This is a genomic window from Pseudarthrobacter kochi (genome assembly GCF_055412805.1).
Window position 1 is genome coordinate 19,297 of sequence record NZ_JBVAYV010000026.1, and the last position, 25,027, is coordinate 44,323.

Below are 25,027 nucleotides of genomic sequence, written 5' to 3' on the forward strand. Positions count from 1 at the left end.
CGGCCGGCTCCTGGACAAGTGCGACTCTTGTGATTTCGTAGCTCACCGCACACCGGCTCGAATAGGCGTGCCGCCGTGTACTCCAGTCACGTTAGCGGCGCTGAGGAGCAGCTCAATAGGGTCATTGTGCCCTGTGTCACACCCAGGGCATCGGACTATGCGGACGACACGGCTGGCGCCAGGACTGGCCGGCCCGCTACTTCGTTGCAGCGTCACCAAGCGCGGCTGCGCTGGTCGCGGCGGTTCGGCGAATCTCTTTGACCTTTTCAATCTGCGGTGCAAGTTCCTGCATCCGGGTTGTCAGGTACTTGTCCAGGACGTTGTCGAGGGCGGCGTGGAATCCGGTCTTGTCCCGGCAGACCGCGTCGGTGACGGCGATCCTGAACTCCTCCTGGCCCCCCGCGGCTCTTCCTGCATCGGAGGCCTGCTGCGGGTTTGCGTAGGAGGAATAGGGGGTTTCCTCCATACAGGAGGCCCAGTCCCTGACGGCCGCGGCAACTCCCGCGTCGCCGGCGGCGGACAGGCTCGCCGGGAAAAACGGGTTGTACGCGATGCCGGTGGCAAGCATGTAGTTTTCAGCGCTGCCGTAGATCCTGGTCATGGCTTCGCCGCGGCACCCGCCGGAGGAAGTTCCCATGCCTTCCGCCGTGGCCATTGACGCGGTGTCCCCGGGCCCGGTGAGTGCCTTCGTGAACGCCGGATCGGCGAAGAGTTTGCCGGCCTTGGCCAGGCAGCGCCGGACGGCCTCCTGCATCCCCTTTTCGGCGGTCGGATCGGCCGTGGCGTAGGACTCCGCCTCGCGGATGATTCCCGGGACGGGCTCCGGGGACGCGGTGATCGGCGCGGCCGGGATGGCGGCGGCGGCCAGTGCGGCGCCGGTGCCTACGATCAGCACGGCAGCGCCGAAGATCTTCTTTTTCATGGTGGCTCCTTCGGTTGTTTTGGGCAAAGCGGTGGCTGGCCTTCCCTAAGAGCGAAGGCCTCGGTGGATGGGTCGGTGCTGCTGTGGAGGGCTACGTGAGCACGTGGTTTTTCGTAGGCGAAGGCGACGAGATGGATGCGGTTCTTCAGCTTCAGTTTCGCCAGTATGCTGCCGACATGGGACTTCACGGTGGCCTCGCTCAGGACCAGTGAGGCGGCGATCTCCGCGTTGCCCAATCCTTTGGCGGTCAGCAGAAAGACGTCGCGTTCCCGCCCGGTCAGGTCGGCCAGCACGGCGTCGTTCCCGGTGGACGGCGTCGTGTAGTCACGCAGGAGTTCGTTGGTGATGGCCGGGGCGATGACCGAGTGGCCCGAATGGACCGTCCGGATGGCGGCCAGCAGGAAGTCGGGGGTTGTGTCTTTGGTCAGGAAACCGGCGGCACCGGCCTGGATGGCCCGGACGACGGCTTCGTCGTGCTGGATGGTGGTCAGCACAATGATCTTGGTGGCGGCCCCGCCGGGCGATGCCAGGATGGGCCTCGTGGCCGTGATTCCATCCATGACGGGCATCCGGATGTCCATCAGGAGCACATCGGGTCGTGTCTCCTGCACAAGGTGGACGGCAGCTTCACCGTTGGCGGCTTCGCCGACCAGATCCATATCCGGCTGGCTGCGCAGGATCATCTTGAGCCCGGCACTGAACAGCGGCTGGTCGTCGGCCAGGGCAATCCGTAGTTGTGCGGCGGTCATGGCGTTGCGCCTTCCAGATCGCGGAGAGGGGACTGGCTGCGTTCAGCTGCTGCAGGCTGGTCAGGACCTGCCGGGGGGAGGAAGGCCAGCACTTCGAAGGTGCCTTCGGCCTGGATCGTTTCGACCCAGCCGCCCGCAGCGGCGGCCCGGGCTTTCATTCCTGCTATCCCGCGGCCCGGCGGGGCCGGCAGCGGCGTCGCTGCCGGGTTGGTGATGAGCGACGAACTGACCCGGAGCTCCAGGGACGTTGCTGTCCACACCAGGTGCAGGTGCGCGCCCTGGCCCCGGTTCCCGTGCTTGAAGGCATTCGTCAGGCTCTCCTGCGCCAGCCGGTAGACCGTCAGGTGCTGCATGGGCATCAGGTCCCAGGGGTGTCCCGCCATTTCAACCTGGACGGGCATGCCGATGGAACCCAGCCGTTCGGCCAGCAAACCAGGTCCTCGACCCCGTGGGCCGGCTGCCGACTCGGCGATGACCCTGGACGCTTCCTCGACGGATTCCGGTTCTGCGCGGTGGATGAAGCGTATTCCATCGGCCTGCGCCACGATGACCGTCAGTGAGTGGGCCAGGACATCATGCAGCTCCCTGGCGATTCTGTTGCGTTCCTGTTCGACGGCGAGTTCGGTCGCCGTCTCCCGGAGCCGGGCTTCCGCCGCAAGCTGTGCCCGCCGGCTCCGCGAGACATTGTTGACCGCCAGGCCGACGGCCCAGGCGGCGAGGTTCAGCGCGGCGAACGCCCCGAAGATCAGAAAAGCGTACGTAAGGGTTCGCAATATTCCGCGGCCGTACAGCTGGTTGCCGAAGATGAAATTGATCCAGGTCTGGTCGGTGAACCAGTTGACGGCGGTGATGCCGGCAAACACGACCGCGGCAACGGGAGGAACCCACCGGTTCCGGGTTTTCCAGCCGATCACGGCAAAAAAGATAACCATAGGCACGGCGGCGTAGCTCAGCACGCCCGAGAGCAGGACCGGAGGGAAGACCTTGACGCTCTGCAGGACCAGGGCGAGGAAGACAACCCCGAGGGCAGCGGCCGGCAGAATCTCGGCCACAGCGACGCCCGTGATGAGCGCCAACAGCAGGGCGCTGTTCTGGTCGAAATGGCGCTGCTCCAGGACAAGGAGTGTCCCCAGGAGCAACATGGCCGTTGCCGGTGCCGCGAGGAGCCGCAGATACGTGATGGTCGTGAACATGCCGTCACCCTAAGCGGGCCCCTGCGGCATTCCGGGCCATTTCGCGTGAGTTCAGACTGGAGGATGAAGAAGTTCGGCCGCACGGATGACAGGCCGGCCGCAGGGCTGGCTCAGCAGGATAGGAAAGAGACCGCCGGCGCTCGCGGTGGTCAGGTCAGAGCGTTACTTTCCCGCCGCCGTCGACCGCCCAGCTGGGATTGAAGGCAACCTCCCAGCGGTAGCCGTCGGGGTCGGCGAAGTACCCGGTATAGCCGCCCCAGGGCTGGGTCTTCGGCGCCGCGGTGATGGCCGCTCCGGTCGACTCGGCTTCCGCCATCACCCAGTCGGCTTCCGCGGCGCTGGCCAGGTTGTGGCTCAGCGTGATGCACGGAATGCCGGGAGGGGGATCGGTGGCGGCTTCGGCCTGCATCTGCCCGGCGTCCCCGAGGGAAAGGATGAGGCCGTGATTGGCCTGGATGAAGAGGACCTCCCCCCGGACTTCCCGGTGGACGGGCCAGCCCAGGCCATCTGCATAGAAACTGCGGGAGGCGTCGACGCTGCGGACACCGAGTGAAATTAAATCGACTCGTGGCTGCATCTTTCGATACTGTCATGGACATGTCCACAAATCACCAAGACGATAAAGCTGCCAAGGCCGACCGGGAACAGCTCGCCGCCGTGCGCGTGGCTGTTGACGAGGTGGACGAACAGATCGTGTCGCTGATCGGCCGCCGCGAACGCCTGATCCGGATCGCCGGGACCCTCAAGGCGGACAGCGCCGAGGTGCGGGCCCCCGGGCGTGTGGAACGGGTTATCGAACACGTCCGCGCCACTGCGGAACAGAAAGACATTGACGTTGACCTCGTGGAGAAGACCTACCGGGCAATGATCGACGCCTTCATCACACTCGAGCTGGAAGTCTACAAAGCCAGCTCCTAGTGGCCTAGAGGGCTTCCTCCACCGGGACGTTCGTCTGGTAGTCGCGGCCGTCGCAGTCGCTGAAGGCCGTCATGAGGTGGCCCTTGGCCAGGCCCATGACCGTGCTGAGCGGAAAGTGCCCGGTAATGGTGTTTCCGGAGTGCTCCACGCCCTTGAGGTCAAAGTTCTCCTCCGTGCCGTCGTGGCTGAAGCAGTAGAAGGACACTGCTTCCCCGTTCATGAACTCGATGCCCATTCGTCGCTGGTGTGAATGGTCCGGCGTTGCTGCCACAAGCCCCACCACGTAGGCGCCCTGACCCGGGATGTTTCCGTCTATATCGAACTTCGCCACCAGGGACGTGTCCTCGGCGGCGATGCTTACGTGCTTCAGGAGTGCGTTATGGGAGCTCATGGCTCAATCCTGCTACCTGTGCCTGCGTGCGTCCACCCCTGATCTAGGTTTTGCCGCGGCGCCGTCGTAGACTGGAGTTGTTCGAAGATATGTTCGAATAGCTACTGCCAGTTTTGGTACAGTTGGTTCTTAGAAACGGTGTGGTCCGGGAGGCGCGGTGGGCATGTTCAGCGAGTCGGTGGACGTCGTCTGCACACCCTCCGGCCAGCCCTTGAAGCTTGACTGGGCCGGCCGCCACTACACTGTGTGCGCGGAACCGGTCCGCTGGTACGAGCGGCGCCAATGGTGGGCGGAGGAACAGCGGGCACCCCTGGGGAGCGGCCCGGGACTCGTGGACCACGAGATCTGGCGGGTGCAGGTGCGCCCAGCAGATTCCCCTGAACCTGACAGCCTCACCCTCGACCTCACCCGGCATGTGGGCAGCGGACGCTGGCGCCTGCTGCGGATCCATGACGCCCTGCTCCCGGTCCGGAAGTCCGAACCGGCATGAGCTTCACGCATCTCCATGTCTCCACCGCCTTCAGTGCCCACTACGGGGTCTCCTGGCCGGATGAGCTGGCCGCCGCCGCGGCCGCGGACGGGGCGGCGGCGCTCGCCTGCACGGACCGCGACGGCCTCTACGGGACGGTCAAGCACTTGAAAGCCTGCATGGCCGCCGGGCTGGACCCGATCGTTGGGGTGGACCTTGCGGTCTTCGACGACGACGGCGACCTCCGCACCCAGGTGGGCGGGCGCGTCGTCGTCCTGGCCCACGGGCACAACGACGGCGCCGGCTACCGGGCGCTGTGCCGGCTGATCTCCGATGCGCATGCCCGCACCACGGGCAAGGCCGGGGGAGCGGTGCCCGTGGCCGTGACGCGCGCCGAACTGGCCTCCCGCACCCTGCACCCCGAAACCCTCAAGCCGGTGCTGACCGTGCTGATCGGTCCGGACTCCGACGTCGGACGTGCCATGGGCGGGAGGCGCTACCTGCGCCCCCGCACCCTGTTCAAACGGTGGCTCGATGCCATGCCGCCCGGAACGATCGCCGCGGAGGTGGTCAGCCAGCTCAGCCCGCCGGGGGAACCGCTCAGCACCGCCCACGCGGTGCGGATGCTCAAGCTTGCCGCGGAACAAGGGGTTCCCGCCGTCCTGACCAATGCCGTGCGGTATGTCGCCGAGGACGGGGCGGCCACCGCGGACGTACTGGATTCCGCCCGCACCCTGAAATCGCTCCCCGAACTCTCCGCCGCCCCGCTGCTCCAGCCCAACGGGCAGGGCTGGATGAAATCCGCGGCTCAGATGCTCCAGCTGGGCAAGGAGATCATGCACGCCGCCGGGTACGGCGCCGCGGACCTCAAGAGCCTGATGGCGCAGACCGGGGCGCTCGCGGACCGCTGCCGGATGGACCCCGTGACGGACATGGGATGGAAACAGCCAGTGGTCCCGGAAGCCTCCGTGATCGGCATCGCCGGGGACCCCCTCGTGGAGCTCACCCAGCGCTGCGAAGCGGGCATCAGCAGGAGGTTCCCGGGCATCACCGGCAAACCCGCCGGGGAGCTGCGCTCGCGGCTGGAGCACGAGCTGAGGATCATCGACTCCCTGGGCTTCGCCGCGTACTTCCTGACCGTGGCCGAGGTGTCCCGGATGATCCTGGACATGGGGGTCCGGGCCGCGGCCCGCGGTTCGGGGGCCTCCAGCCTGGTCAACTACCTGATCGGTGTCAGCCAGGTGAACCCGCTGCAGCACGACCTCATCTTCGAGCGCTTCCTGTCCCGGGACCGCGCCACCCTGCCGGACATCGACATCGACGTCGAAAGCGCCGAACGGCACAACGTGTACCGGAAGATCTTTGAGCGCTTCGGCTCCGAGCGCGTCACGCTGATGAGCATGCAAAACGGCTACCGCGCCCGCGGGGCCGTGCGCGACGCCGGACTGGCGCTGGGCATGGAGGGGGGCGAGATCGGGGACATCGCCAAGCAGCTGTGGCGGTTCTCGGCCCGGAACTTCCGCGAAGCCCTCGAGGAGAAGCCCGAGCTGAAGGAATTCGCCGGCCGGGTGGGGCAGCGCGACTTCGGCGGCAACCAGCAGCTGGATCTGCTGGTGGACCTCACCGAACGGCTGGACCGGCTGCCGCGCCACATCTCCATGCACCCCTGCGGGGTCATCCTGGGCGACGCCACCCTGCTGGACCGCACCCCCGTGCAGCCCAGCGGCCTGGGCTTGCCGATGAGCCAGTTCGACAAGCACGACATGGACCCGATGGGCATGCTCAAACTCGATGTCCTCGGCGTCCGGATGCAAAGCGCCATGGCCTTCGCCGTCCGCGAGGTGATCCGCCTGCATCCCACCAAAGCCGAGGTGGTGGCCGCTGGAGCCCACCTGGCGGGGCCGGACGGGACGGGGCCGGACTACATCGCCGAGGACGGCCGGATCGACCTCAACGCCGTGCCGCTCGACGACGAACCCACCTATGAGCTGATCCGCAGTACCCACACCCTGGGCTGCTTCCAGATCGAATCCCCCGGGCAGCGGGAGCTCATCGGCAAACTCGCACCCCGGGAATTCAACGACCTCATCATCGACATCTCGCTGTTCCGGCCGGGTCCGATGAAATCGGACATGGTCCGGCCCTTCCTGGAGCACCGGCACGGTTTCGCGCCGGAGGTCTATCCGCACCCGGACCTCAAACCCGTCCTCCAGGAGACGCATGGCGTGACCGTGTTCCATGAACAGATCCTCAAGACGTTCGATGTCATGACCGGATGCGGGCTGGCGCGGGCTGATGAATTCCGCCGTGCCCTCGGCAACGACGTGCGGGAAGGCAGGGTGGAGGAGTTCTTCCGGACGGAAGCCCGTACCCGGGGGTACAGCCCCGCAGTGGTGGACAAGGTCTGGGGGACGCTCAAGGCCTTTGGAAGCTTCGGGTTCTGCAAAGCCCACGGCGCCGCTTTTGCCGTGCCCACCTACCAGTCGGCCTGGCTCAAGACCCACCACCCGGAAGCGTTCCTCGCCGGGCTGTGGGAGCACGATCCGGGGATGTATCCCAAGCGGCTCCTGGTCGCCGAGGCCCGGCGGCTGGGCATCCCGATCCTGCCCCTGGACATTAACCGCAGCCACGCCGAATACCGGGTGGAACGCGTGGACGGCGGCCCTGACCTTGGCAAGCTGGGCATCAGGCTGAGCCTGAACGGCATCTACGGGCTCTCCGGTACCGAGCTGAAACGGATCGTGGCGGGCCAGCCCTATGACTCCCTCGCGGACCTGCGGGCCAGGTCCCGGCTGAGCAAACCCAGCATCCAGCGGCTGGCGCAGCTCGGTGCCTTCGATTCCCTGCACCGGGCCTCCGGCGGGACCGCCAACCGCGCGGACCTGGTACATCATCTGCAGTCTCTGCAAAGCCGGCCGCAGCGCAAAGGCATCGACGTGATCGAGGGTCAGTTGTCGCTGCCGCTGGGCGACGTTGAGCTGAAGAACCTCAAGGGCGGGCTGCCTCCGCCGACCCTGGTCGATACCGTGAGGGCCGAGCTGGACCTGATGGCCGTGGATGTCAGCGACCACCTGATGGCCAGCCACAAGCCGCTGCTGGACCGTCTGGGCGTCACCACCGCCGACAAGCTGCTGGGGTTGCGCAACGGCACCGAGGTGCTGGTCGCCGGTGTCCGGGTCGCCACCCAGACCCCTCCCATGCGGGGCGGCCGCCGCGTGGTGTTCATCAGCATCGACGACGGCACGGGCTGTGTGGACTCGGTCTTCTTCCATGAGGCCCAGGAGCTGGCCGGGCCGTTGCTGTTCGGCACCCGGCTGCTGCTGATCCGGGGGACCACCCGGCGGACCGGTCCGAGGGGGATCAGTATCAGCGCCAGCATGGCCTGGGACCTGAGCCGCACGGGGACGCTGCCGTTCCCGGCCGCGGCGTCCGGGATCCCGGAATACCGGGAACCCGAGCCGCCGGGTCCGCTGGACGGGATCAGCCGCAACCTCGCCATTACCGGGCTGGGAGGCTGAGTGGCGCGTTGGTTGGCCCCTGCAGAAACCGATAGCATGGACGAGGCTGGCTGTGGTCGCCGTACGCCACAAGCTACGAAGCCTAAACTTTGAATAGGAGACACCCGTGTCAGATGCCCAGCAGATCACCCTTCTCGTCGATGGCGAAGAGACCAAGGTGGCTACCGGGACCACCGGCGCGGAACTCTTTTTTGAGCGCCGCGACGTCGTTGTGGCCCGCGTCAATGGCGAGCTCAAGGACCTGGACCAGCCGCTGCCCGAGGACGCCACGATCGAGGGCGTCACCATCGATTCCCCCGACGGCCTCAACGTCCTCCGCCACTCCACGGCCCACGTGATGGCCCAGGCCGTGCAGCAGCTGCGCCCCGACGCCAAGCTTGGCATCGGCCCGTACATCACGGACGGCTTCTACTTCGACTTCGACGTCGAGGACCCGTTCACTCCGGAGGACCTGAAGGCCCTGGAAAAGATGATGCAAAAGATCATCAACCAGAACCAGAAGTTCGTCCGCCGCGTGGTCAGCGAGGACGAGGCCCGTGAAGCAATGAAGGACGAGCCCTACAAGCTCGAACTGCTGGGCAAGAAGAACAACGCCGCCGACGCCGGTGAAGGTGTCAACGTCGAGGTCGGCGCCGGAGACATCACCATCTACGACAACGTGGACCGCAAGAGCGGGGACACCGTCTGGTGCGATCTGTGCCGCGGCCCGCACCTGCCCAACACCAAGCTCATCTCCAACGCCTTCGCCCTGACCCGGTCCTCCGCCGCCTACTGGCTGGGCAACCAGAACAACCAGCAGCTGCAGCGCATCTACGGCACCGCCTGGCCCACCAAGGAAGCCCTCAAGGCCTACCAGGAGCGCATCGCCGAGGCCGAACGACGCGACCACCGCAAACTCGGGGCCGAACTGGACCTGTTCTCCTTCCCGGACGAGCTGGGTTCGGGCCTGCCGGTGTTCCATCCCAAGGGCGGCATCATCCGCAAGGCCATGGAGGACTACTCACGCCAGCGCCACGTGGAAGCCGGCTACGACTTCGTCTACACCCCGCACATCACCAAGGGCCACCTTTACGAGGTCTCCGGCCACCTGGACTGGTACCGGGACGGGATGTTCCCCCCGATGCACATCGACGCCGAACTCAACGAGGACGGCACAGTGCGCAAACCCGGCCAGGACTACTACCTCAAGCCGATGAACTGCCCCATGCACAACCTCATCTTCCGCTCCCGCGGACGGTCCTACCGCGAACTGCCGCTGCGCCTGTTCGAATTCGGCTCCGTCTACCGCTACGAGAAGTCCGGCGTCGTGCACGGCCTCACCCGGGTGCGCGGCATGACCCAGGACGACGCCCACATCTACTGCACCCGCGAGCAGATGAAGGACGAGCTCACCAGCACCCTGAACTTCGTGCTGGGGCTGCTCAAGGACTACGGCCTGGACGACTTCTACCTGGAACTCTCCACCAGGAACGAGGACAAGTTCGTGGGCGACGACGCCACGTGGGACGAGGCCACCCGCACCCTCGCCGAGGTTGCCGAAGCCTCCGGCCTGGAGCTCGTCCCGGATCCGGGCGGAGCCGCGTTCTATGGCCCCAAGATCTCCGTCCAGGCCAAGGACGCCCTCGGGCGCACCTGGCAGATGTCCACTATCCAGCTGGACTTCAACCTGCCCGAGCGCTTCGAACTCGAGTTCCAGGCCGCGGACGGCACCCGCCAGCGCCCGGTCATGATCCACCGGGCCCTGTTCGGTTCCGTGGAACGGTTCATGGGTGTCCTGACCGAGCACTACGCCGGCGCGTTCCCGGCCTGGCTGGCCCCCGTGCAGGTGGTCGGCATCCCGGTGGCCGAGGCATTCAACGACTACATGTTCGACGTCGTGGACCAGCTCAAAGCCGCGGGGATCCGTGCCGAAGTGGATATTTCCTCGGACCGCTTCCCGAAGAAGATCCGCACCGCCAGCAAGGACAAGATCCCGTTCGTGCTGATCGCTGGAGGGGACGACGCCGAAGCCGGCGCCGTGTCCTTCCGCTTCCGTGACGGCAGCCAGGACAACGGCGTGCCGGTGGCCGAGGCGGTCCAGCGGATCGTCGACGCCGTCCGCAACCGGACCAGCTAGCGGACAGGGAAAAACCAGGCATGCAGGAAACCACAGGGGCCGCTCCGGAATATCCGGGCGACGACGGCGTGACCGACGACTTTGGCCTGGCCGGGGTGCCGGACGCGTTCCAGCGCCTGTGGACTCCGCACCGGATGGCTTACATCAAGGGCGGGCAGCACCAGTTCAAGAACGTGGACGACTGCCCGTTCTGCGTGGCACCGGAACGCGAGGACGGCGATTCACTCATCGTCTGCCGCGGGCGGACCAGCTACGTCGTGCTCAACCTCTTCCCCTACAACCCGGGCCACCTGCTGGTCTGCCCCTACCGGCACATTCCCGACTACACGGACCTGACCGTGGAGGAAACGGCTGAATTCGCCGAGCTCACCCAGACGGCCATGCGCGTGCTGCGCAAGGTCGCCAACCCCACCGGCTTCAACCTGGGCATGAACCAGGGCGTGACCGGCGGTGCCGGGATCGCCGGGCACCTGCACCAGCACGTGGTGCCGCGCTGGGGCGGGGACGGGAACTTCTTCCCGATCATCGCCCAGACCAAGGCCATCACGCAGACCCTCGGCGAGGTCCGCCAGCAGGTGGCGGACGCCTGGCCCCAGGCGACCGCCGGGGCGACGGATGCTGAATAGGCACGCGCGCGGCTTCTTCACCGCGCTGTTCTCCCCGCTTGCCCGGTGGCTCCTGCGGATCGGCGTCTCCCCGGACGCCGTGACCATCGTCGGAACGCTCGGTGTTGTGGTTGGGGCCCTGGTGTTCTACCCGCTGGGCCAGCTCTGGTGGGGCACCCTCTTCATCACCGCGTTCATCTTCTCCGACGTCATCGACGGCATCATGGCGCGGATGCAAAAGAGCGGCGGCCGCTGGGGCAACTTCCTGGACTCCACCCTGGACCGGGTGGCCGACGGCGCCCTGTTTGCCGGCGTCGCGGTCTGGTTCTTCACCGGAGGCGCGAACACCCCCATCGCAATTGCCGCCGTCGTCTGCCTGGTCCTGGGGATGGTGGTCTCCTATGCCCGTGCGAAGGCCGAGGCGCTGGGCTTCCAGGCCAACGTGGGCATTGCCGAGCGGGCCGAACGGCTGGTGTCCGTCCTGGTGGTCACCGGCTTCACCGGCCTGGGCCTGCCCACCGTGGTCCTTTTCGTGACGCTGTGCGTCCTGGCCGCCGCTAGCCTCGTGACGGTCATCCAGCGGATCATCACAGTGCACCGCCAGTCGCTCGAGGAGACCGAAGGCACCGCAACCGAACAGGCCGCCTGAGCGCGCTGGTTCGGCGGGTCCTGGCGGTGTAACCGGAATTCAGCCGGGCGCGGCAGGGGGACTAGTATTAGCACTACCGGCCAATGGATCCGGTAATCCGGTGTGTGCGAAGCGGTATTTGTGTGCCGTCCGCGCTCCGGCGAGGTCATCTATCTACCCATAGGGGTTTTTGTGTCTACACCTGATGTAAACAGCGAAGCCGGCGCGTCCGCACAGAGCGTTACGGGCAGCAACCGCGTCAAGCGCGGCATGGCGGAGATGCTCAAGGGCGGCGTCATCATGGACGTCGTCAACGTCGAGCAGGCCCTCATCGCTGAGGATGCCGGAGCCGTGGCAGTCATGGCGCTGGAACGCGTACCCGCCGACATCCGCGCCCAGGGCGGCGTGTCCCGGATGTCCGATCCCGACATGATCGAGGCGATCATCGCCGCCGTGTCCATCCCGGTCATGGCCAAGGTCCGGATCGGCCACTTCGTCGAGGCCCAGGTCATCCAGACCCTCGGTGTGGATTACATCGACGAGTCCGAGGTCCTGACCCCGGCCGACTACGCGAACCACATCGACAAGTGGAACTTCACGATTCCCTTCGTCTGCGGCGCCACCAACCTCGGTGAGGCCCTGCGCCGCATCAACGAGGGCGCGGCCATGATCCGGTCCAAGGGCGAGGCCGGCACCGGTGACGTCTCCAACGCCACCACGCACATGCGCCAGATCCGTTCGGAGATCAAGAGGCTCGCCGGCATGGCCGAGGACGAGCTCTACGTCGCCGCCAAGGAGCTGCAGGCCCCGTACGAACTGGTCAAGGAAGTTGCCGCCACGGGCAAGCTCCCCGTCGTGCTGTTCACCGCAGGCGGCATCGCCACCCCGGCCGACGCCGCGATGATGATGCAGCTCGGCGCCGACGGTGTCTTCGTCGGCTCCGGCATCTTCAAGTCCGGCAACCCGGCCCAGCGCGCCGCCGCCGTCGTTAGTTTCCCCATCGAGTGCTCCGCAACGGCCCTTATGAGGCCTCAAAACGGCCGTTACGGAGCAACCGATGAGGGGTTAGTCGAGGCCGCGGCGCTTGAGGAGCGGTTCGAGTTCGGCGTCGCGGCCGCGGAAGGCGCGGAAGGAATCCAGCGGGTCGCGGCTGTTGCCCCGGGCGAGCAGTTCGGCGCGGAAGAACCCGCCGTTGGCCCGGGTGAGGCCGCCGTGTTCCTTGAACCATTCGACTGTCTCGGCGTCCAGGACCTCGCTCCAGATGTAGGAATAATAGCCCGCGGCGTACCCGGCGCCCGCGAAGATGTGCTGGAAGTAGCCGGTCCGGTAGCGCGGCGGGATCAGGTGGTGCGCCACACCGGCCGCCGCCAGTGCCTTAGCCTCGAACTCCAGGACGTCCTCGGGCACCTCGGAACTGTCCAGCACATGCCAGGCGAGGTCGAGCAGGGCCGCGCCCAGGTATTCGGTGGTGCCGAAGCCCTCGCCCCAGAGCTGCGCGGCGTCGAGCTTGTCCACGACCTCCTGCGGCAGCGCCTCGCCAGTGGCGTGGTGGCGTGCGTAGTTGGCGAGGACCTCCGGCCACATGATCCACATTTCGTTCACCTGCGAGGGGTACTCCACGAAGTCCCGCGGCACCGAGGTGCCGGAGAACCGCGGGTAGGTGACGGAGGAGAAGAGTCCATGCAGGGCGTGCCCGAACTCGTGGAACGTGGTGCGGAGTTCATCGAGGGTCAGGAGTGTGGGTTCGCCGGCGGGCGGCTTGGAAATGTTGAGGTTGTTGATCACCACGGGACGGGTGTTGAGCAACCCGGACTGTTCCACGAGGGAGTTCATCCAGGCCCCGCCGCGTTTGGACTCACGGGTGTAGTAGTCGCCCAGGAACAGGCCCAGCCCGGTGCCGTCCGCATTGCGGACTTCCCAGACGCGCACGTCCGGGTGGTAGCCGGCGAGGTCGGCGCGTTCGTGGAACGTGATGCCGTAGAGCGCGTTGGCGGCGAAGAACACGCCGTCGTTGAGGACACGGTCCAGCTCGAAGTACGGGCGCAGCGCCTGCTCGTCCACGGCGTAGCGTTCACGCTTGACCCTGGCGGAGTAGTAGGCCCAGTCCCAGGCTTCCAGCGGGTGCCCGGCGATCCCGGCCAGCGCTTCGGCCTCGGCATCGGCATTGCGGACCGCGGCCGGGGCGAGCCGGTTCATCATGGCCTGCACAGCCGCAAAATCCGGGGCGGTCTGCTGGTCCACGGTGAGCTCGGCGTAGTTCGCGAAGCCCAGCAGCGTCGCTTTCTCGGCGCGGAGCCGGACCAGGTCCTTGACGAGGTCCAGGACATCGAAGCTGCCGCCGTCGCTGCCGCGGCCGATGGAGGCCTCGTACAGGCGGCGGCGGACGTCGCGGTTGTCCAGGGCGGCAAGGGCGGGCTGGTTGCTGGGCTGGATGAGGGTGAGCAGGAACTTTCCCTCGTGCCCGGCGGTGCGCGCGGCTTCCGCGGCGCTGGCGACGTCGTCGGAGGGCAGCCCGGCGAGTTCGGCGGCGTCGTCCAGGAGCAGCGAGGCGGACTTCATGGCCTCCTTCACCCGCTGGCCGAAGTCCGTGCCCAGGCGGGAGAGCTCGGCGTTGACGGCCTTGAGCCGTTCCTGGCCGGCGCCGTCGAGCTGGATGCCGGACTGGCGGAACTCCTTGAGGTACTCGTCCACGAGCCGGGCGGATTCGGCGTCGAGCCGGTCGGTGTTGATCGCGGCGAAGCGCTCGAACAGCCCCCGGTTGAGGTAGACGGCGTCCTGGTGGGCCGAGAAGCGCGGGGACAGTGTGGTCTCGAGTTCGCGGATGGCGTCCGAGGCGTCGGCCGAGACGAGGGTGAAGAAGGACGCCGCGGCGCGCTGCAGGAGCTGTCCGGACCGCTCCATGGCCAGCGCGGTGTTCTCGAAGGAGGCAGGTTCCTGGGTGTCCACGATTGCCTGGATTTCAGCGAGGTGCTCGGCGAGGCCGGCCTCGACGGCCTCGGCGTAGTGCTCGTCGGTGATGTCTGCGAACGGCGGCAGGCCGAACGGCACGGGGCTGGGGCTCATCAGGGGATTGGTCATGAAATAACTCTTTCATGTAACGGGGGGAGTCTCAACGGCCTGCCGGGCGTGTTGTGACCGGGGCCACCGTAGGATGGGCGCCATGCCTACCATCACTCCCACGCTGCGCGGCCGTCTGCTCACCGCCGCCGCAGCCCTTTCCCTCGTGGCCTCGGTGGCTTCCTGCGGCATCGGCGCCCGTCCGGAAAACAGCGGTTCGGGTTCCCCGGCGGCCGGCGGGAGCACCGCCAGTCCGGCAGGGGCAGAGACGCCGGGAAGTACGCCGTCAGCGTCGCCGTCGGGCACTCCGACCCCGACGCCGACACCGGGTAAGGGGCCGGCCTGCGCGGCCGTCCGCTGCACCTCGGTACTGGTCACCGGGGACATGCTCGTCCACGCCCAGCTCTGGGAGCAGGCCCGCGCTGACGCCCTGGCCTCCGGGGCCAAGGGCCTGGACTTCGGACCCCTGCTAGAGGGCCAGCGCAAGTACATCGAGAAGAGCGACCTCGCGATCTGCCACCAGGAAACGCCCGTGGCCGGCCCGACCGGACCCTTCTCGGCGTACCCCTCGTTCAACGTTCCGCCGCAGATCATCACGGCTGCCCGGCAGGTGGGTTACCAGGCCTGCACCACCGCCAGCAACCACACCGTCGACCGCGGCACCGCCGGGCTGGTCCGCACCCTGGACGCCCTCGACGCGGCGGGGCTGCAGCACACCGGCTCGTACCGGAGCGAGGCGGACTCACAGGGCATCATGATCCTGCAGACTGCCGCGGCCAAGATCGCCGTGATCGATGCGACCTACGGCCTGAACGGGCAGCTCCCCGAAGCGGCCTGGCAGGTGGACATGCTCGACCCCGAGGTCATGATCGCCAAAGCGAAGAAGGCCCGGGACCTGGGGGCCGACATCGTGTTGGGTGCCATGCACGCCGGCGACGAGTATTCCAGTGTGCCCAACGCCGAGCAGACCGGTGTCGCCCATGCTCTCGCGGACAGCGGCCAGTTCACCATGATCTACGGCCACCACACCCACTCGGTCCTCCCGATCGAGCAGTACAAGGGAACGTGGATTGCTTACGGCCTGGGCAACGGGATCACCGAGCTCTCGCCCAACTATGTGGTGAACAACGAGGGCCTCCTGGTCCGGGCCCAGTTCAGCCAGGATGCCGCCGGCAAGTGGACCGCCTCGGACCTGGCCTGGGCGCCGTCGGTGATTGTCCGCGGACCCTACCGCTGGTGCTCCGTTGCCTCCGACGCCCCGCAGGGCCCCTGCGCCGGTGCCGCCGCCGACGCGGCCACCCGCCGGCGCACCCAGACTGTGGTCGAGTCGATGGGGGCCGGGGCCGCGGGAGCCCACGAACTGCTCATTACCAAGGAACCTTAGGGGCCTGGCGGAACGACTGCGGACGGGGACCGGGCAACCCACGGTCCACTTGCTCTGCGGCCTCCCCGGTGCCGGAAAGACCACCGTTGCCCGGCAACTCGAGGCCCGGCTGCCCGCCGTGCGGTTCAGCCTCGACGAATGGATGCTGCGGCTGTACCCGGAACTCCACTTTGCCTCCGCGGACTACGGGGAACTGGCGGAAAGCTGCAAGCTGCTGATCTGGGACACCGCACTGCAGGTCCTGCAGGCCGGCACCGACGTTGTGCTCGACTGGAACCAGTGGAACAGCGGGCGGCATGCTGTTTGGGCAGCCAAAGCAGAGGCAGCCGGCGGCGCCGTCGTCCTTCACTGTGTCCGGACACCACTGGAGGCCGCCATCGAACGGGCGGTCAGCCGCGCCGGACGGGGTGAGGCGGGCTCGCACCGGCTCGGCGAGGACGACGTGCGGCACCTGGCCGGGATCTTTGAGGAACCGGAACCGTCGGAGGGCCTGCGGATCTTGCCCTGACACCAACCGGCGCATAGCGTGGTGGTGACGCGGGGGCCCGCGGGGCTTGGCTCCTGTCACATCCGGACCGGAGGCATTTGTGGGCAGAGCATCGACGGCGGACCGGGAACCACGGGTCGGGACTTTCCCGAATGGCATGGACTACCTGAGCTGGGGCAACGGCGCGAAGACACTCCTTTTCATTCAGGGCGGCCCCGGGAGCGCGGTTCCCCAAGGGGTATTGCGCCGGATGCTCCGGCGGCAGTTCGATCCCTTTCTCCAGGCCGGTTACTCCGTCTGGATTGTCACCCGGCGCCGTGGCATGCCGCCGAAGCACACGGTCGCCGACATGGCGGATGACTATGCCCGGCTCATCGCCGAGGAGTTCGGCGGACGCGCAGATATCGTCGTGGCGGAGTCCTTTGGCGGAATGATTGCGCAGTATCTGGCGGCGCGGCATCCTGAATCGTTCGGCCACATGGCCATGGTGGTCACCGCCGCGGAGCTCAGTGACTGGGGCAAGGACGTCGACTCCCGGATGGCGCAGGCCATCGCGGACGGGGACACAGACGGCGCCGGCACGGTCTTCGCCGAGTACCTGCTGCCGGGGCGGCGGATGAAGTGGCTGCGGCAGCTGATCGGCCCCGTCATCAGGCGCCGGATTCTGAGCGGATCCGAATACCCGTCCCAGGATGTCCTCACCGAAGTGCAGGGCGAAGTGGCCTTCAATTCCCGGGGCGTCCTCCCGCTGATCCGGCGGCCGGTCCTTCTGATCTGCGGGGGCTCCGACCAGTTCTTCCCGCGCGACGTCGCCCAGGAAACCGCCGGTCTCATTCCGGACTGCACCCTCATCTGGTACGAGGGGAAGGGCCATGTCCGGGCAGCCTCCAGCGGCCGCATCGCGCAGGATGTCCTTGCGTTCGCCGGCCGCGGCTGAGGCATATGATCGGCGATCACCGTGAACGCCTCCTCCACAGGTTCTGCCATTGGTCATCCCATCTACCCGCCTGCTCCGCCGCGGCGGATGGAGGGATCGATGGCCTCCACGGAGACCAGGATGAGGCCGAGGTCCCGGACCTTGACGAGCAACCCGTGCAGCGCTGCCTGGTCCGGGACGAAACCCGTCAGGCTGGTGGTGCCGTCGCTTTCCCGGGTCAGGGTGAGGTCACCGAGCCAGGCCGACCAGTGGTCCTCGAGATGTCCATCGACCCGAAGCTGGTAGCCTGTCGGCGCGGGCCGTTTGGCGGACCGGGTCATGACGACCCGACCTCCGCCGTCGCCCGGATCCGGCTGCCGCCGTGGCGGCGGATGATGTATTCGGCGACGGTGAGGTTGATGGCCCAGCCGGCGCCCAGCATGAGCGTGGTGGTGACTTCACTGGCGCCGAAGACGGCGTTGCCGATGCCTTGCGTGGACACCTGGGTGCCGGCGCCGAGCGCCAGCGCGTAGGCACGTGTCATCCAGGCCAGATGGCGGGCAACGTCGCCGTGGCGGATCGCGGCGACCCCGAGGATGATGGCGGCGGCCATGCCCGACCCGAACGCGAGCCTGAAGATGTACAACAGTGCGCCCGTGCCGGGCTGGCGGGGATAGAACAGCGTCATCCACAACGCCGAGAACGCGACCGCCAGGCCCAGCACCACCAGGACCCGTCCGGCCGAACGGTGCCGGCCCGGCCGGCGCCGCCGGAACCGGGCGGAGAACTGGAAAGCGCCAAGGACCGCGTACAGGATCGCGCTGATGATGTGCACGACGACGGGCATGGGCGAGGCTGTCATGGCCGGATTGTCCGGCATGAGGCGCGGACCGCCGGACAGCTCGGCCAGCCGCAGGGAGCCGGCCGCGGCGGGGACCACAACGAGGGCGACGAGGGACCAGGGCACCCACCCGGCGGGGCCGCCCGACCCGTCGGGCCGGGCTGCCGCGCGGACGGTCATTTGGCGCCGGCCGGGTCAAGTGGCGAACCCACGACGTCGGTCAGGGACCGGCCCGTTACGGCGCGCTGGTCGCGCCACAGTGAGTATCCGAGGCCGATCAGGGCGACACCGGTGGGCAAAGCGAACAGCCTTTCATTGATCTGCGGCAGCAGCGGGATCGCCATCGTTGCGACGGCGCCACCGGCGAGGACCGCCGCAGCCCAGCGGGCGAGGACGTTGGCACGGAAGAGTGCGATGCCGAAGATGAGGCCGCCGGCCAGGTACGTGAGGCCGGAGACCAGGCTGAGGCCCTGCATCAGGCCGATGTCGCCCGCAGCGTGGCCGCCGGTCGCGACGGCGAGGACATCGCTGACGTAGCCCGGTGAACTTTGGGCGATGGCTGGGAGGACGACTAAAGCGATGACTTCGATGCTCATCATGATGAGGTAGCCGGCGCCGAACACGGCGTACCCGATCAGGCCGAGCACCCCCGTCCGCCTGACCTGGCGCAGGTACATGCCCGTGATGCCGATGAGCGACAGTCCGGACATCAGCACTTTGACGGATTGGCGGACCGTCCATTCGGTCGTGGTGACGAAGGCGACGTCCAGTTGGGGATGGTTGATCTGGACGCCGATGAAGAGCAGGCCCGCCGCGACGGCGCTGAGGCCTGCCGCGCGGGTGAGGTTGGTGGTGGTGATGGACATGTCCGGCTCCCTTGTTCCTTGTATCTTGTTCGTGGTACTCACGGCGGGGCGCCGCGGGATACCTCCAAGGTAGGGACGGACAGGGTGACCCGGCGTCACCCCGTGATGTGACTGACAGGGTGAGATCCGTGGCGGGGCCGGCTACATCAGGCCGAGTTTGCTTGCTTGGCGCACCGCCGCGCTGCGGCTGGTGACCTCGAGCTTGGTGAAGATGTGCCTGGTGTGGGTGCGCAGCGTGTTGTGCGAGATGAACAGCTCGCCGGCGATCTGCGGCCCGCTGAGGTCGCTGCCAAGGAGCCTGAGCACCTGCAGTTCCCGTTCGCTCAACGCCGGCAACGACAGCGGGCGCCGCCCCGGACCGGCGGCTGGCGGCGCCGCGGCGTTACTAAGGCCGAGCAAACGGGACGCCTGGCCAGACGCCTGGCCAGACGCCTGGCCAGCGGCGTGGCCGTGTCGCGCGGCGTCGCGCAGCAGTTCCATCATGGGGGCACCTTCGTCCAGGAAGAGCCGCACGTACGCGCCTGGTTCCGGTGCCCCGGCAAAGGCCCGGCCCAGCGCCTCTCGGGCCTGCGGCCGGTGCCCCGTCGCGTCATGTGCCAGTGCCTGCAGCATGCGGATCTCCACCAGGCTTCCGGCGCGTCCGGAGGAGGCGGCGGCCTCCAGGAGCCGGTCCAGCAGCAGAAGTGCGCCGCCGACCGTGCCGGCGCCGGGGTCCAGCCGGTGCCGGGCGATGAGCAGACGCACCAGCGTGAGGTGATCGAATTCGCTTAGGTGACGGGGACCGTCCGTGACGGACACGCCCCGTTCACGTGCCCACTCGGAAGCCTCCGGCACCTTGCCCTGCACAATCCAGACCCGGGCCCTCATCGCGGCGATAGGCCGGACGTCCGGGAAGAACGCCGGCCGGTAGAGCTGCTCCGCCTGGTCCAGGAACCTGATGGCCTCGTCCGGGCTGTCTTCGGCCTGGGCCATCAGTCCCATGGCCACGAACCACCGGTAGCGGCCCTCGGTCATCGTCGCACGCTCGACGAACACTGCGGCGGCCTCGAGATGTTGCCGGGCGCTGCCGTGGTCTCCGGCCTGGCGGTCGATCTCACTCAGGCCCGCGTGCAGGTCCGCGGTTGCCCGCGCCACGGCCTCGCCGTGCGCCCCGGCCAGCTGCAGCGCACTCTGGTAGAGCCGGCGTGCCTTGCTGGGCCGGCCTGCCGCGAGCCACATGTCTGCCAGGACCACCGTGCTGCTGAGCTCGTCGACCAGGTTCCCGCCTGCGTGCAGACTCGCCACAGCCTCCGTGAAGGTCTGCAGGGCTGCCGGCACGTCGCCCGTGGCCCACGCGGCCAGCCCGAGGAACCCGGACGCAGCGCCCCGGGCAAGGTGGTCGTCCGGGCGGGCCAGTTCAAGCGCACGCCGGGCGTGCTCCGAGGTGCCTGGGACATCGCCCCTTGCCTGGGCCAGCGAGGCGCGGTAGACGGCGATGGTCGCCGGCAGTGTCCGGAGCTCTCCGGTGTCGGCCCAGGGCTGGGCCAACCCGTCCGGCCCGGCAGCCAGTGCTCGTTCGGCGTCGTCGAGCCGGGGCTCGACCCCGTCGAGGTCACCGGATGCCATCAGCATGAATCCGTAAAAGACGCTGAGCACCGGGCTGCGCCGGACGGCGGCATCCGGCAGGGCCTTCAGCCAGCCGGGCAGCACCGCGTCCTGCCTGTTGCGTCGGATGGCCGGCACCGCCAGCTCCATCAGGTAGGCGGCGCGGTCGAAGTCCCGGGCAGCCAGGGCGTGCCTGACAGCATCCTCTGCCGGGCCGTGGCGCTCGTACCAGCCGCTGGCGCGCTGATGCAGCAGCGGCACCCGTTCAGGCTGCCCGCTGAGCAGGCGCGCCCGCAGCACGTCGGCGAAGAGGTGGTGGTAGCGGTACCACTCCCGGCTGTCGTCCAGGGGGACGATAAAGAGGTTCGCACGCTCCAAGGCCGTAAGCATGTCGCCCCCGTCGTCGCGGCCTGTGACGGCGTCACACAGCGGCCCCGTGAGCCGTTCGAGGACAGCTGTATCCAACAGGAAGCGGCGCACGGGGTCAGGTTGATGCTGCAGGACCTCCTCGACCAGGTAGTCGACGATGTACCGGTCGTTGCCGGCGAACCGGGCAATGAAGCCGGCGGCGTCGTCGCGCCCCTGGATCGAGAGGGCGGCGAGCTGCAGCGCGGCGATCCACCCCTCCGTGCGCTGCTCCAGGGCGGCCACATCCTTCGCGGCCAGGTCCAGTCCCGCCACCTCATTGAGGTACGCAGCGGCTTCCTCCGGCGTAAAGCGCAGCTCCGCAGCCCGGATCTCGACCAGGTCACCGCCAACCCGCCAACGGGACAGCGGCAGATCGGGGTCGGCGCGCGTGCTGATCACGACGTGCACGTGGGGCGGAAGGTGCTCCAGCAGGAAGACCACGCCGTTGCCCACCTCGTGGCTGTCAACCAGGTGGTAGTCATCAAGCACCAGCCACACGTCCTCCGGTGCCGCGGCCAGGTCATTGAGCACCGATGCGAGCACACCCTCGGTGGGCAGCGGCATGGACGTGATGAGCTCCAGGGCGGCCGACCCGATGCCGGGCACCGCCGATTGGAGCGCGGCCACGACGCCGGTCCAGAACGAGGCAGGTTCGTTGTCGGCCGGATCGAGCGATAGCCACGCAACACGCCGGTCGCCGCCGGAGGTCGTGCCAAGCCATTCGGCAAGGAGTGTGGTCTTGCCGAATCCCGCCGGGGCGGACACCAGGGTCAGCTTCGAATCGGCTCCCCGGCGCAAACGCTCACTAAGCCGGGGGCGGGCCACCAGACCGCTGCGCAGTCTGGGGACGTACAGCTTGGTTGCAATCATCGGACGTGACATGCGATCCCTGTTCCAACGTGCACCGTGGACGAAGTGTGCGGCTAACAGCACCAGCGTACCGGGGTGCTCGTGGGCGAGGGCATGTGCGCACTGGGCGGCGGCGGCCGCCGGGGTCGCCGGAAGCGTGCGGGGGCCGCGGTAACGTTACGGCGACCCCCGCAGGCTTCCGGCGATTTCGCGACCAGACCGCCGGGTCAGCGCGGGCGGCGGGCGGCGTGTTCGCGGGCGAGGACGGCGTAGGAGTCATCCGGGGTGCCGGCGGAGAAGCTGCCGTATTTGCGTTCGACGGCGGTCCGGATGAGGAAGTCCGCCAGGGCCGGGTTCTTTGGCAGCAGGGAGCCGTGGAGGTAGCTCGCCACGATGTTCCGGTAGCGGGCGCCCTCCTGGCCGTCGCTGCTGTTGTTGCCCGTGCCCTTGGCCGTGCTTCCCAGGGGTGAGACGCCCGGGCCGAGGGTGGTCTGGCCGCTGTGGTTTTCGTACCCCAAAACGGTGCCGAACTCGGGGGAGGACACCGACACGTTGCCGATCAGCCGTTCCTCGGTGCCGTGGGTTTCCACGTCCAGGATGCCGATCCCCGGGATGACGGAACCCGTCCGGGTCTTGAAGAACTTCCCAAAAAGCTGGTAGAGGCCGCAGATCACGAGCATCGGCGTGCCGTTCTCGGCCAGTTCCTTGAGCACGGTCTCGCGCGAGAGCAGGTCATCCTGGATGACCAGCTGGCCGCTGTCCTGTCCGCCGCCGCCGACGATCAGGTCGATGTCCGCCGGAAACTCGTCGCCTACGTTGTACTCGAGCAGCTCCGGCGTGTAGCCGTGCCAGCGCAGCCGCTGCGCCAGCACCAGGGCGTTGCCCCAGTCGCCGTAGATGTTCATGTCGCGCGGGTACAGCTGCAGGACCCGGATGCTTCCCTTGCCGGGCGACGGGGATTCCTCCGGCGGGAGTTCGTGCCCGAAGGACAAATGGGGCTCGCCGGCGGGGGACTGGGGGGTCATGAGACCACCTCCACGGTGGTGATTTTGGACAGTTCGCGGCGGATGGCCAGCATCGCTGTGTAGGTGCAGAAGATCCGCTTGGGTTTGTCCCTGGCGCCGCTGATGAAGGCCGCCAGCGCGGGCGCAATCTCGGTATTGACCGCGCCGATCGCGACGTCGTCGTACTGCAGTCGAAGGGCCATGTCATAGGCGCGGGAGCCGCTCAACTGGCCCACGCCGGCCTCGCGGAGGGTGTCGAATTCGACGTCCCAGAGCCAGGACATGTCCCGGCCGTCGGCATAGTTGTCGTTGATCGCGATCATCGTGGCGTACCCCTCGGCGGGGAAGGACTTCAGCCCCAGGCGGAAGCCGCTGGGGTTCTTCACCAGGACCAGGTCCAGCGGCAGGCCGTCGACGACGAGGCTCTCACCGCGGCCGAAGGCCGGCGCCACCTGGGCCAGTGCCTGCAGCAGGCCCGCGTTGTCCGCGACGGCCGTTTTTCCAGGGACAGGGTCCCCCACCGCAATGGCCCGGGCCAGGGTCAGCGCGGCCGCGGCGTTAAAGATGTTGTAGACGCCGCGGAGCTTCATCGCCGTGGTTGCCGTGACGCCGTCGTACTCAAAGTCCGCGTCCGCCGCGCCGACCCGGCGGAGTACGACGTCGGCGTGCGGCTTGGCGGGGGCCGGCGGCACCGGGCTTCCCGGGGCCGCCCGCATCTCGTCGTCGTTCGGGAAGGTGCTCAGCAGGGAGTCATCGAGGCCGAAGTAGAGGACTTCGGGGCCTTTGAGCGTGGCTGTTTTGAGCGTGTCCGCGATGCGGGCGACGCGCGGGTCCTCCCGGTTGAGCACCACGGTACCTGTGGTCTTGGAGGCGATGTGCTGGAGCAGCTGCGCCGTCTTGTCGATCTCGCCGAAGCGGTCCAGCTGGTCCCGCAGGACGTTGAGCAGGAGGCAGTAACGCGGCGGCACCTGGTTGACGAAGTGCACCGCGTGGGCCTCGTCCAGTTCCAGCACGGCGACATCCGCGTCAAGCCGGCCCCGCCAGTCCACCTCGCCCAGCAGCGCGGCGGCCACGCCGCGGGTGAAGTTGCTGCCGGTGCGGTTGGTGAAGACCTTCAGGCCCTGGCTCTCGAGCAGTTCCACCACCATCTTGGTGGTGGTCGTCTTGCCGTTCGTACCGCTGACGACGGCGACGCCGTGCGGCAGCGTGGACAGTGTCCTGCGCATGAACCCGGGGTCGATTTTTTCGACGACGAGCCCGGGAAGGGCAGAGCCTCCGCCCCTGAGCCGGGAGACCCGGCGGACGAGCTTGCCGAGCGGAACGCTGAAGTAAAACATGCTTTGTAATATATCCCAGCGGCGGCATGGAAGCCCGCCGGGAGGCGGCGGGGGATGTGTTCCGGCCACTATGCTGTTCGGATGACCAACCCCACTTCTGCGCCCCCTTCCCGCGCGGGAACAGGCCTCCGGATCGGCGTCCTGGCACTTCAGGGCGACTTCCGCGAACACCTGCACGCGGTGGAAGAGGCCGGCGCCACGGGCATCGGCGTCCGCCGGCCGTCCGAACTCGACGGCCTCGACGGCCTCATCATTCCCGGCGGCGAATCGACCACCATTGACAAGCTGTCCCGCGCCTTCGGGCTCCGCGATCCGCTGCGCCAGCGCATCCGGGACGGCCTGCCGGTTTACGGCTCCTGCGCCGGGATGATTCTCCTCGCCGAGGAGATCGCCGACCCCGCGAAGGACCTCGCCGGCAACCCGCAGCAGACCTTCGGCGGCCTGGACATCACGGTGCGCCGGAACGCCTTCGGCCGGCAGCGCGAGTCCTTCGAAACGGACCTCGATTTCAAGGGCCTCGATTTCAGCGCCACCGCGGACGGCGTGGCCCCGGTCCATGCGGTCTTCATCCGCGGACCATGGGTGGAACGCGTCGGCGGCGGCGTGGAGGTGCTCGCCAAAGTGGAGCCCTCCAGGGCCTCCCACCCCGAGGCGCTGGCCGGGACGGCTAGAATTGTAGCTGTGCGTTCCGGCAAGCTCCTGGCCACCTCCTTCCACCCGGAAGTGACGGGGGAGAAGCGCGTGCATGAATTGTTTATTCGAATGATCAGAGGAGAAGCGTAAAG

The 25,027-nt window shown here is 67.7% G+C and carries 22 protein-coding genes and 1 pseudogene; 11 read left to right on the forward strand and 12 right to left on the reverse strand.

Annotation, left to right across the window (positions count from 1 at the left end; all coding sequences use genetic code 11):
* Positions 1–196 precede the first annotated feature (196 nt).
* The 4 genes from ACZY0Y_RS13210 to ACZY0Y_RS13225 all read right to left on the reverse strand — a co-directional run bounded on the left by ACZY0Y_RS13210 (position 197) and on the right by ACZY0Y_RS13225 (position 3,441).
* Positions 197–922: a hypothetical protein gene (locus ACZY0Y_RS13210; RefSeq protein WP_463958413.1), complete on the reverse strand. Its 726-nt coding sequence runs from the start codon at positions 920–922 to the stop codon at positions 197–199.
* Positions 919–1,671 (reverse strand): response regulator, encoded by a 753-nt coding sequence (locus ACZY0Y_RS13215; RefSeq protein WP_463958415.1) that lies wholly within the window; start codon positions 1,669–1,671, stop codon positions 919–921. Before ACZY0Y_RS13215 ends, ACZY0Y_RS13210 begins: the two co-directional genes overlap by 4 nt.
* A complete protein-coding gene (locus ACZY0Y_RS13220; RefSeq protein ID WP_463958417.1) occupies positions 1,668–2,864 on the reverse strand; it encodes a sensor histidine kinase in 1,197 nt (398 codons plus the stop codon). The genes ACZY0Y_RS13215 and ACZY0Y_RS13220 overlap by 4 nt, the downstream gene beginning before the upstream one ends.
* 154 nt (positions 2,865–3,018) lie before the next feature.
* Complete coding sequence (locus tag ACZY0Y_RS13225; protein WP_463958419.1) at positions 3,019–3,441, reverse strand: VOC family protein; 423 nt, start codon at positions 3,439–3,441, stop codon at positions 3,019–3,021.
* A gap of 14 nt (positions 3,442–3,455) precedes the next feature.
* Between ACZY0Y_RS13225 and ACZY0Y_RS13230 the strand changes: the two genes are divergently transcribed.
* The gene (locus ACZY0Y_RS13230; RefSeq protein WP_024367112.1) at positions 3,456–3,782 is read left to right on the forward strand and encodes a chorismate mutase; all 327 of its coding nucleotides are present in this window, start codon (positions 3,456–3,458) and stop codon (positions 3,780–3,782) included.
* 4 nt (positions 3,783–3,786) lie between these two features.
* Here the strand turns inward: ACZY0Y_RS13230 and ACZY0Y_RS13235 are convergent, their stop codons facing one another.
* Positions 3,787–4,173: a hypothetical protein gene (locus ACZY0Y_RS13235; RefSeq protein WP_463881588.1), complete on the reverse strand. Its 387-nt coding sequence runs from the start codon at positions 4,171–4,173 to the stop codon at positions 3,787–3,789.
* 157 nt (positions 4,174–4,330) lie between these two features.
* Here ACZY0Y_RS13235 and ACZY0Y_RS13240 point away from each other — a divergent pair, with 157 nt between their 5' ends.
* The 6 genes and pseudogenes from ACZY0Y_RS13240 to pdxS all read left to right on the forward strand — a co-directional run.
* Positions 4,331–4,663, forward strand: a complete 333-nt coding sequence (locus ACZY0Y_RS13240) for a DUF6504 family protein (protein WP_160665596.1) — start codon at positions 4,331–4,333, stop codon at positions 4,661–4,663.
* Positions 4,660–8,160 (forward strand): DNA polymerase III subunit alpha, encoded by a 3,501-nt coding sequence (locus ACZY0Y_RS13245; protein ID WP_463958421.1) that lies wholly within the window; start codon positions 4,660–4,662, stop codon positions 8,158–8,160. Before ACZY0Y_RS13240 ends, ACZY0Y_RS13245 begins: the two co-directional genes overlap by 4 nt.
* A 106-nt stretch (positions 8,161–8,266) precedes the next feature.
* Positions 8,267–10,276, forward strand: a complete 2,010-nt coding sequence (gene thrS / locus ACZY0Y_RS13250) for a threonine--tRNA ligase (RefSeq protein WP_463881593.1) — start codon at positions 8,267–8,269, stop codon at positions 10,274–10,276.
* Positions 10,277–10,296: 20 nt separating this feature from the next.
* Positions 10,297–10,902 carry an HIT family protein gene (locus ACZY0Y_RS13255; RefSeq protein ID WP_463881596.1) on the forward strand — a complete coding sequence of 202 codons (606 nt, stop codon included), beginning with the start codon at positions 10,297–10,299 and terminating at the stop codon, positions 10,900–10,902.
* Complete coding sequence (gene pgsA, locus ACZY0Y_RS13260) at positions 10,892–11,530, forward strand: phosphatidylinositol phosphate synthase (RefSeq protein ID WP_463958423.1); 639 nt, start codon at positions 10,892–10,894, stop codon at positions 11,528–11,530. Before ACZY0Y_RS13255 ends, pgsA begins: the two co-directional genes overlap by 11 nt.
* Before the next feature lie 249 nt (positions 11,531–11,779).
* A pseudogene (gene pdxS / locus ACZY0Y_RS13265) lies at positions 11,780–12,499 on the forward strand (pyridoxal 5'-phosphate synthase lyase subunit PdxS); the annotation flags it as partial.
* Between the two features lie 75 nt (positions 12,500–12,574).
* Here pdxS and ACZY0Y_RS13270 read toward each other — a convergent pair.
* Positions 12,575–14,587 carry a M3 family metallopeptidase gene (locus tag ACZY0Y_RS13270; protein WP_463958425.1) on the reverse strand — a complete coding sequence of 671 codons (2,013 nt, stop codon included), beginning with the start codon at positions 14,585–14,587 and terminating at the stop codon, positions 12,575–12,577.
* 82 nt (positions 14,588–14,669) lie between these two features.
* Here ACZY0Y_RS13270 and ACZY0Y_RS13275 point away from each other — a divergent pair, with 82 nt between their 5' ends.
* The 3 genes from ACZY0Y_RS13275 (at position 14,670) to ACZY0Y_RS13285 (ending at position 17,374) form a co-directional block, all read left to right on the forward strand.
* Complete coding sequence (locus ACZY0Y_RS13275; protein WP_463958427.1) at positions 14,670–15,950, forward strand: CapA family protein; 1,281 nt, start codon at positions 14,670–14,672, stop codon at positions 15,948–15,950.
* On the forward strand, positions 15,844–16,458 hold the full coding sequence (locus ACZY0Y_RS13280) for a P-loop nucleotide/nucleoside kinase family protein (protein ID WP_463958428.1): 615 nt from the start codon (positions 15,844–15,846) through the stop codon (positions 16,456–16,458). Before ACZY0Y_RS13275 ends, ACZY0Y_RS13280 begins: the two co-directional genes overlap by 107 nt.
* Before the next feature lie 136 nt (positions 16,459–16,594).
* Entirely contained in the window at positions 16,595–17,374 is a 780-nt protein-coding gene (locus tag ACZY0Y_RS13285; protein WP_463958430.1) for an alpha/beta fold hydrolase, read from the forward strand.
* Between the two features lie 62 nt (positions 17,375–17,436).
* Here ACZY0Y_RS13285 and ACZY0Y_RS13290 read toward each other — a convergent pair whose 3' ends face one another.
* The 6 genes from ACZY0Y_RS13290 to ACZY0Y_RS13315 form a co-directional block, all read right to left on the reverse strand.
* A complete protein-coding gene (locus ACZY0Y_RS13290; RefSeq protein ID WP_160665614.1) occupies positions 17,437–17,694 on the reverse strand; it encodes a DUF8691 family protein in 258 nt (85 codons plus the stop codon).
* Positions 17,691–18,374, reverse strand: a complete 684-nt coding sequence (locus tag ACZY0Y_RS13295; RefSeq protein ID WP_463958432.1) for a DUF2306 domain-containing protein — start codon at positions 18,372–18,374, stop codon at positions 17,691–17,693. The genes ACZY0Y_RS13290 and ACZY0Y_RS13295 overlap by 4 nt, the downstream gene beginning before the upstream one ends.
* Positions 18,371–19,060, reverse strand: coding sequence for a hypothetical protein (locus tag ACZY0Y_RS13300; protein ID WP_463958434.1), 690 nt, complete (start codon positions 19,058–19,060; stop codon positions 18,371–18,373). Before ACZY0Y_RS13300 ends, ACZY0Y_RS13295 begins: the two co-directional genes overlap by 4 nt.
* Before the next feature lie 141 nt (positions 19,061–19,201).
* Positions 19,202–21,922, reverse strand: a complete 2,721-nt coding sequence (locus ACZY0Y_RS13305; RefSeq protein WP_463958435.1) for a winged helix-turn-helix domain-containing protein — start codon at positions 21,920–21,922, stop codon at positions 19,202–19,204.
* A 206-nt stretch (positions 21,923–22,128) separates the two neighbouring features.
* The gene (locus ACZY0Y_RS13310; protein ID WP_463881622.1) at positions 22,129–22,926 is read right to left on the reverse strand and encodes a type 1 glutamine amidotransferase; all 798 of its coding nucleotides are present in this window, start codon (positions 22,924–22,926) and stop codon (positions 22,129–22,131) included.
* The gene (locus tag ACZY0Y_RS13315; protein WP_463958436.1) at positions 22,923–24,242 is read right to left on the reverse strand and encodes a Mur ligase family protein; all 1,320 of its coding nucleotides are present in this window, start codon (positions 24,240–24,242) and stop codon (positions 22,923–22,925) included. Before ACZY0Y_RS13315 ends, ACZY0Y_RS13310 begins: the two co-directional genes overlap by 4 nt.
* An 81-nt stretch (positions 24,243–24,323) precedes the next feature.
* Here ACZY0Y_RS13315 and pdxT point away from each other — a divergent pair, with 81 nt between their 5' ends.
* The gene (gene pdxT / locus ACZY0Y_RS13320; RefSeq protein WP_463881628.1) at positions 24,324–25,025 is read left to right on the forward strand and encodes a pyridoxal 5'-phosphate synthase glutaminase subunit PdxT; all 702 of its coding nucleotides are present in this window, start codon (positions 24,324–24,326) and stop codon (positions 25,023–25,025) included.
* Positions 25,026–25,027 lie beyond the last annotated feature (2 nt).

Bases quoted from the DNA above. Each gene is read 5' to 3' on its own strand.
- ACZY0Y_RS13255 (WP_463881596.1), top strand. From the start codon at position 10,297: ATGCAGGAAACCACAGGGGCCGCTCCGGAATATCCGGGCGACGACGGC.
- ACZY0Y_RS13210 (WP_463958413.1), bottom strand. From the start codon at position 922: ATGAAAAAGAAGATCTTCGGCGCTGCCGTGCTGATCGTAGGCACCGGC.
- ACZY0Y_RS13290 (WP_160665614.1), bottom strand. From the start codon at position 17,694: ATGACCCGGTCCGCCAAACGGCCCGCGCCGACAGGCTACCAGCTTCGG.
- ACZY0Y_RS13285 (WP_463958430.1), top strand. From the start codon at position 16,595: ATGGACTACCTGAGCTGGGGCAACGGCGCGAAGACACTCCTTTTCATT.
- ACZY0Y_RS13230 (WP_024367112.1), top strand. From the start codon at position 3,456: ATGGACATGTCCACAAATCACCAAGACGATAAAGCTGCCAAGGCCGAC.
- ACZY0Y_RS13295 (WP_463958432.1), bottom strand. From the start codon at position 18,374: ATGACCGTCCGCGCGGCAGCCCGGCCCGACGGGTCGGGCGGCCCCGCC.
- ACZY0Y_RS13310 (WP_463881622.1), bottom strand. From the start codon at position 22,926: ATGACCCCCCAGTCCCCCGCCGGCGAGCCCCATTTGTCCTTCGGGCAC.
- pgsA (WP_463958423.1), top strand. From the start codon at position 10,892: ATGCTGAATAGGCACGCGCGCGGCTTCTTCACCGCGCTGTTCTCCCCG.
- ACZY0Y_RS13215 (WP_463958415.1), bottom strand. From the start codon at position 1,671: ATGACCGCCGCACAACTACGGATTGCCCTGGCCGACGACCAGCCGCTG.
- ACZY0Y_RS13225 (WP_463958419.1), bottom strand. From the start codon at position 3,441: ATGCAGCCACGAGTCGATTTAATTTCACTCGGTGTCCGCAGCGTCGAC.
- ACZY0Y_RS13300 (WP_463958434.1), bottom strand. From the start codon at position 19,060: ATGTCCATCACCACCACCAACCTCACCCGCGCGGCAGGCCTCAGCGCC.
- ACZY0Y_RS13275 (WP_463958427.1), top strand. From the start codon at position 14,670: ATGCCTACCATCACTCCCACGCTGCGCGGCCGTCTGCTCACCGCCGCC.
- pdxT (WP_463881628.1), top strand. From the start codon at position 24,324: ATGACCAACCCCACTTCTGCGCCCCCTTCCCGCGCGGGAACAGGCCTC.
- ACZY0Y_RS13245 (WP_463958421.1), top strand. From the start codon at position 4,660: ATGAGCTTCACGCATCTCCATGTCTCCACCGCCTTCAGTGCCCACTAC.
- ACZY0Y_RS13220 (WP_463958417.1), bottom strand. From the start codon at position 2,864: ATGTTCACGACCATCACGTATCTGCGGCTCCTCGCGGCACCGGCAACG.
- ACZY0Y_RS13235 (WP_463881588.1), bottom strand. From the start codon at position 4,173: ATGAGCTCCCATAACGCACTCCTGAAGCACGTAAGCATCGCCGCCGAG.
- ACZY0Y_RS13270 (WP_463958425.1), bottom strand. From the start codon at position 14,587: ATGACCAATCCCCTGATGAGCCCCAGCCCCGTGCCGTTCGGCCTGCCG.
- ACZY0Y_RS13315 (WP_463958436.1), bottom strand. From the start codon at position 24,242: ATGTTTTACTTCAGCGTTCCGCTCGGCAAGCTCGTCCGCCGGGTCTCC.
- ACZY0Y_RS13305 (WP_463958435.1), bottom strand. From the start codon at position 21,922: ATGATTGCAACCAAGCTGTACGTCCCCAGACTGCGCAGCGGTCTGGTG.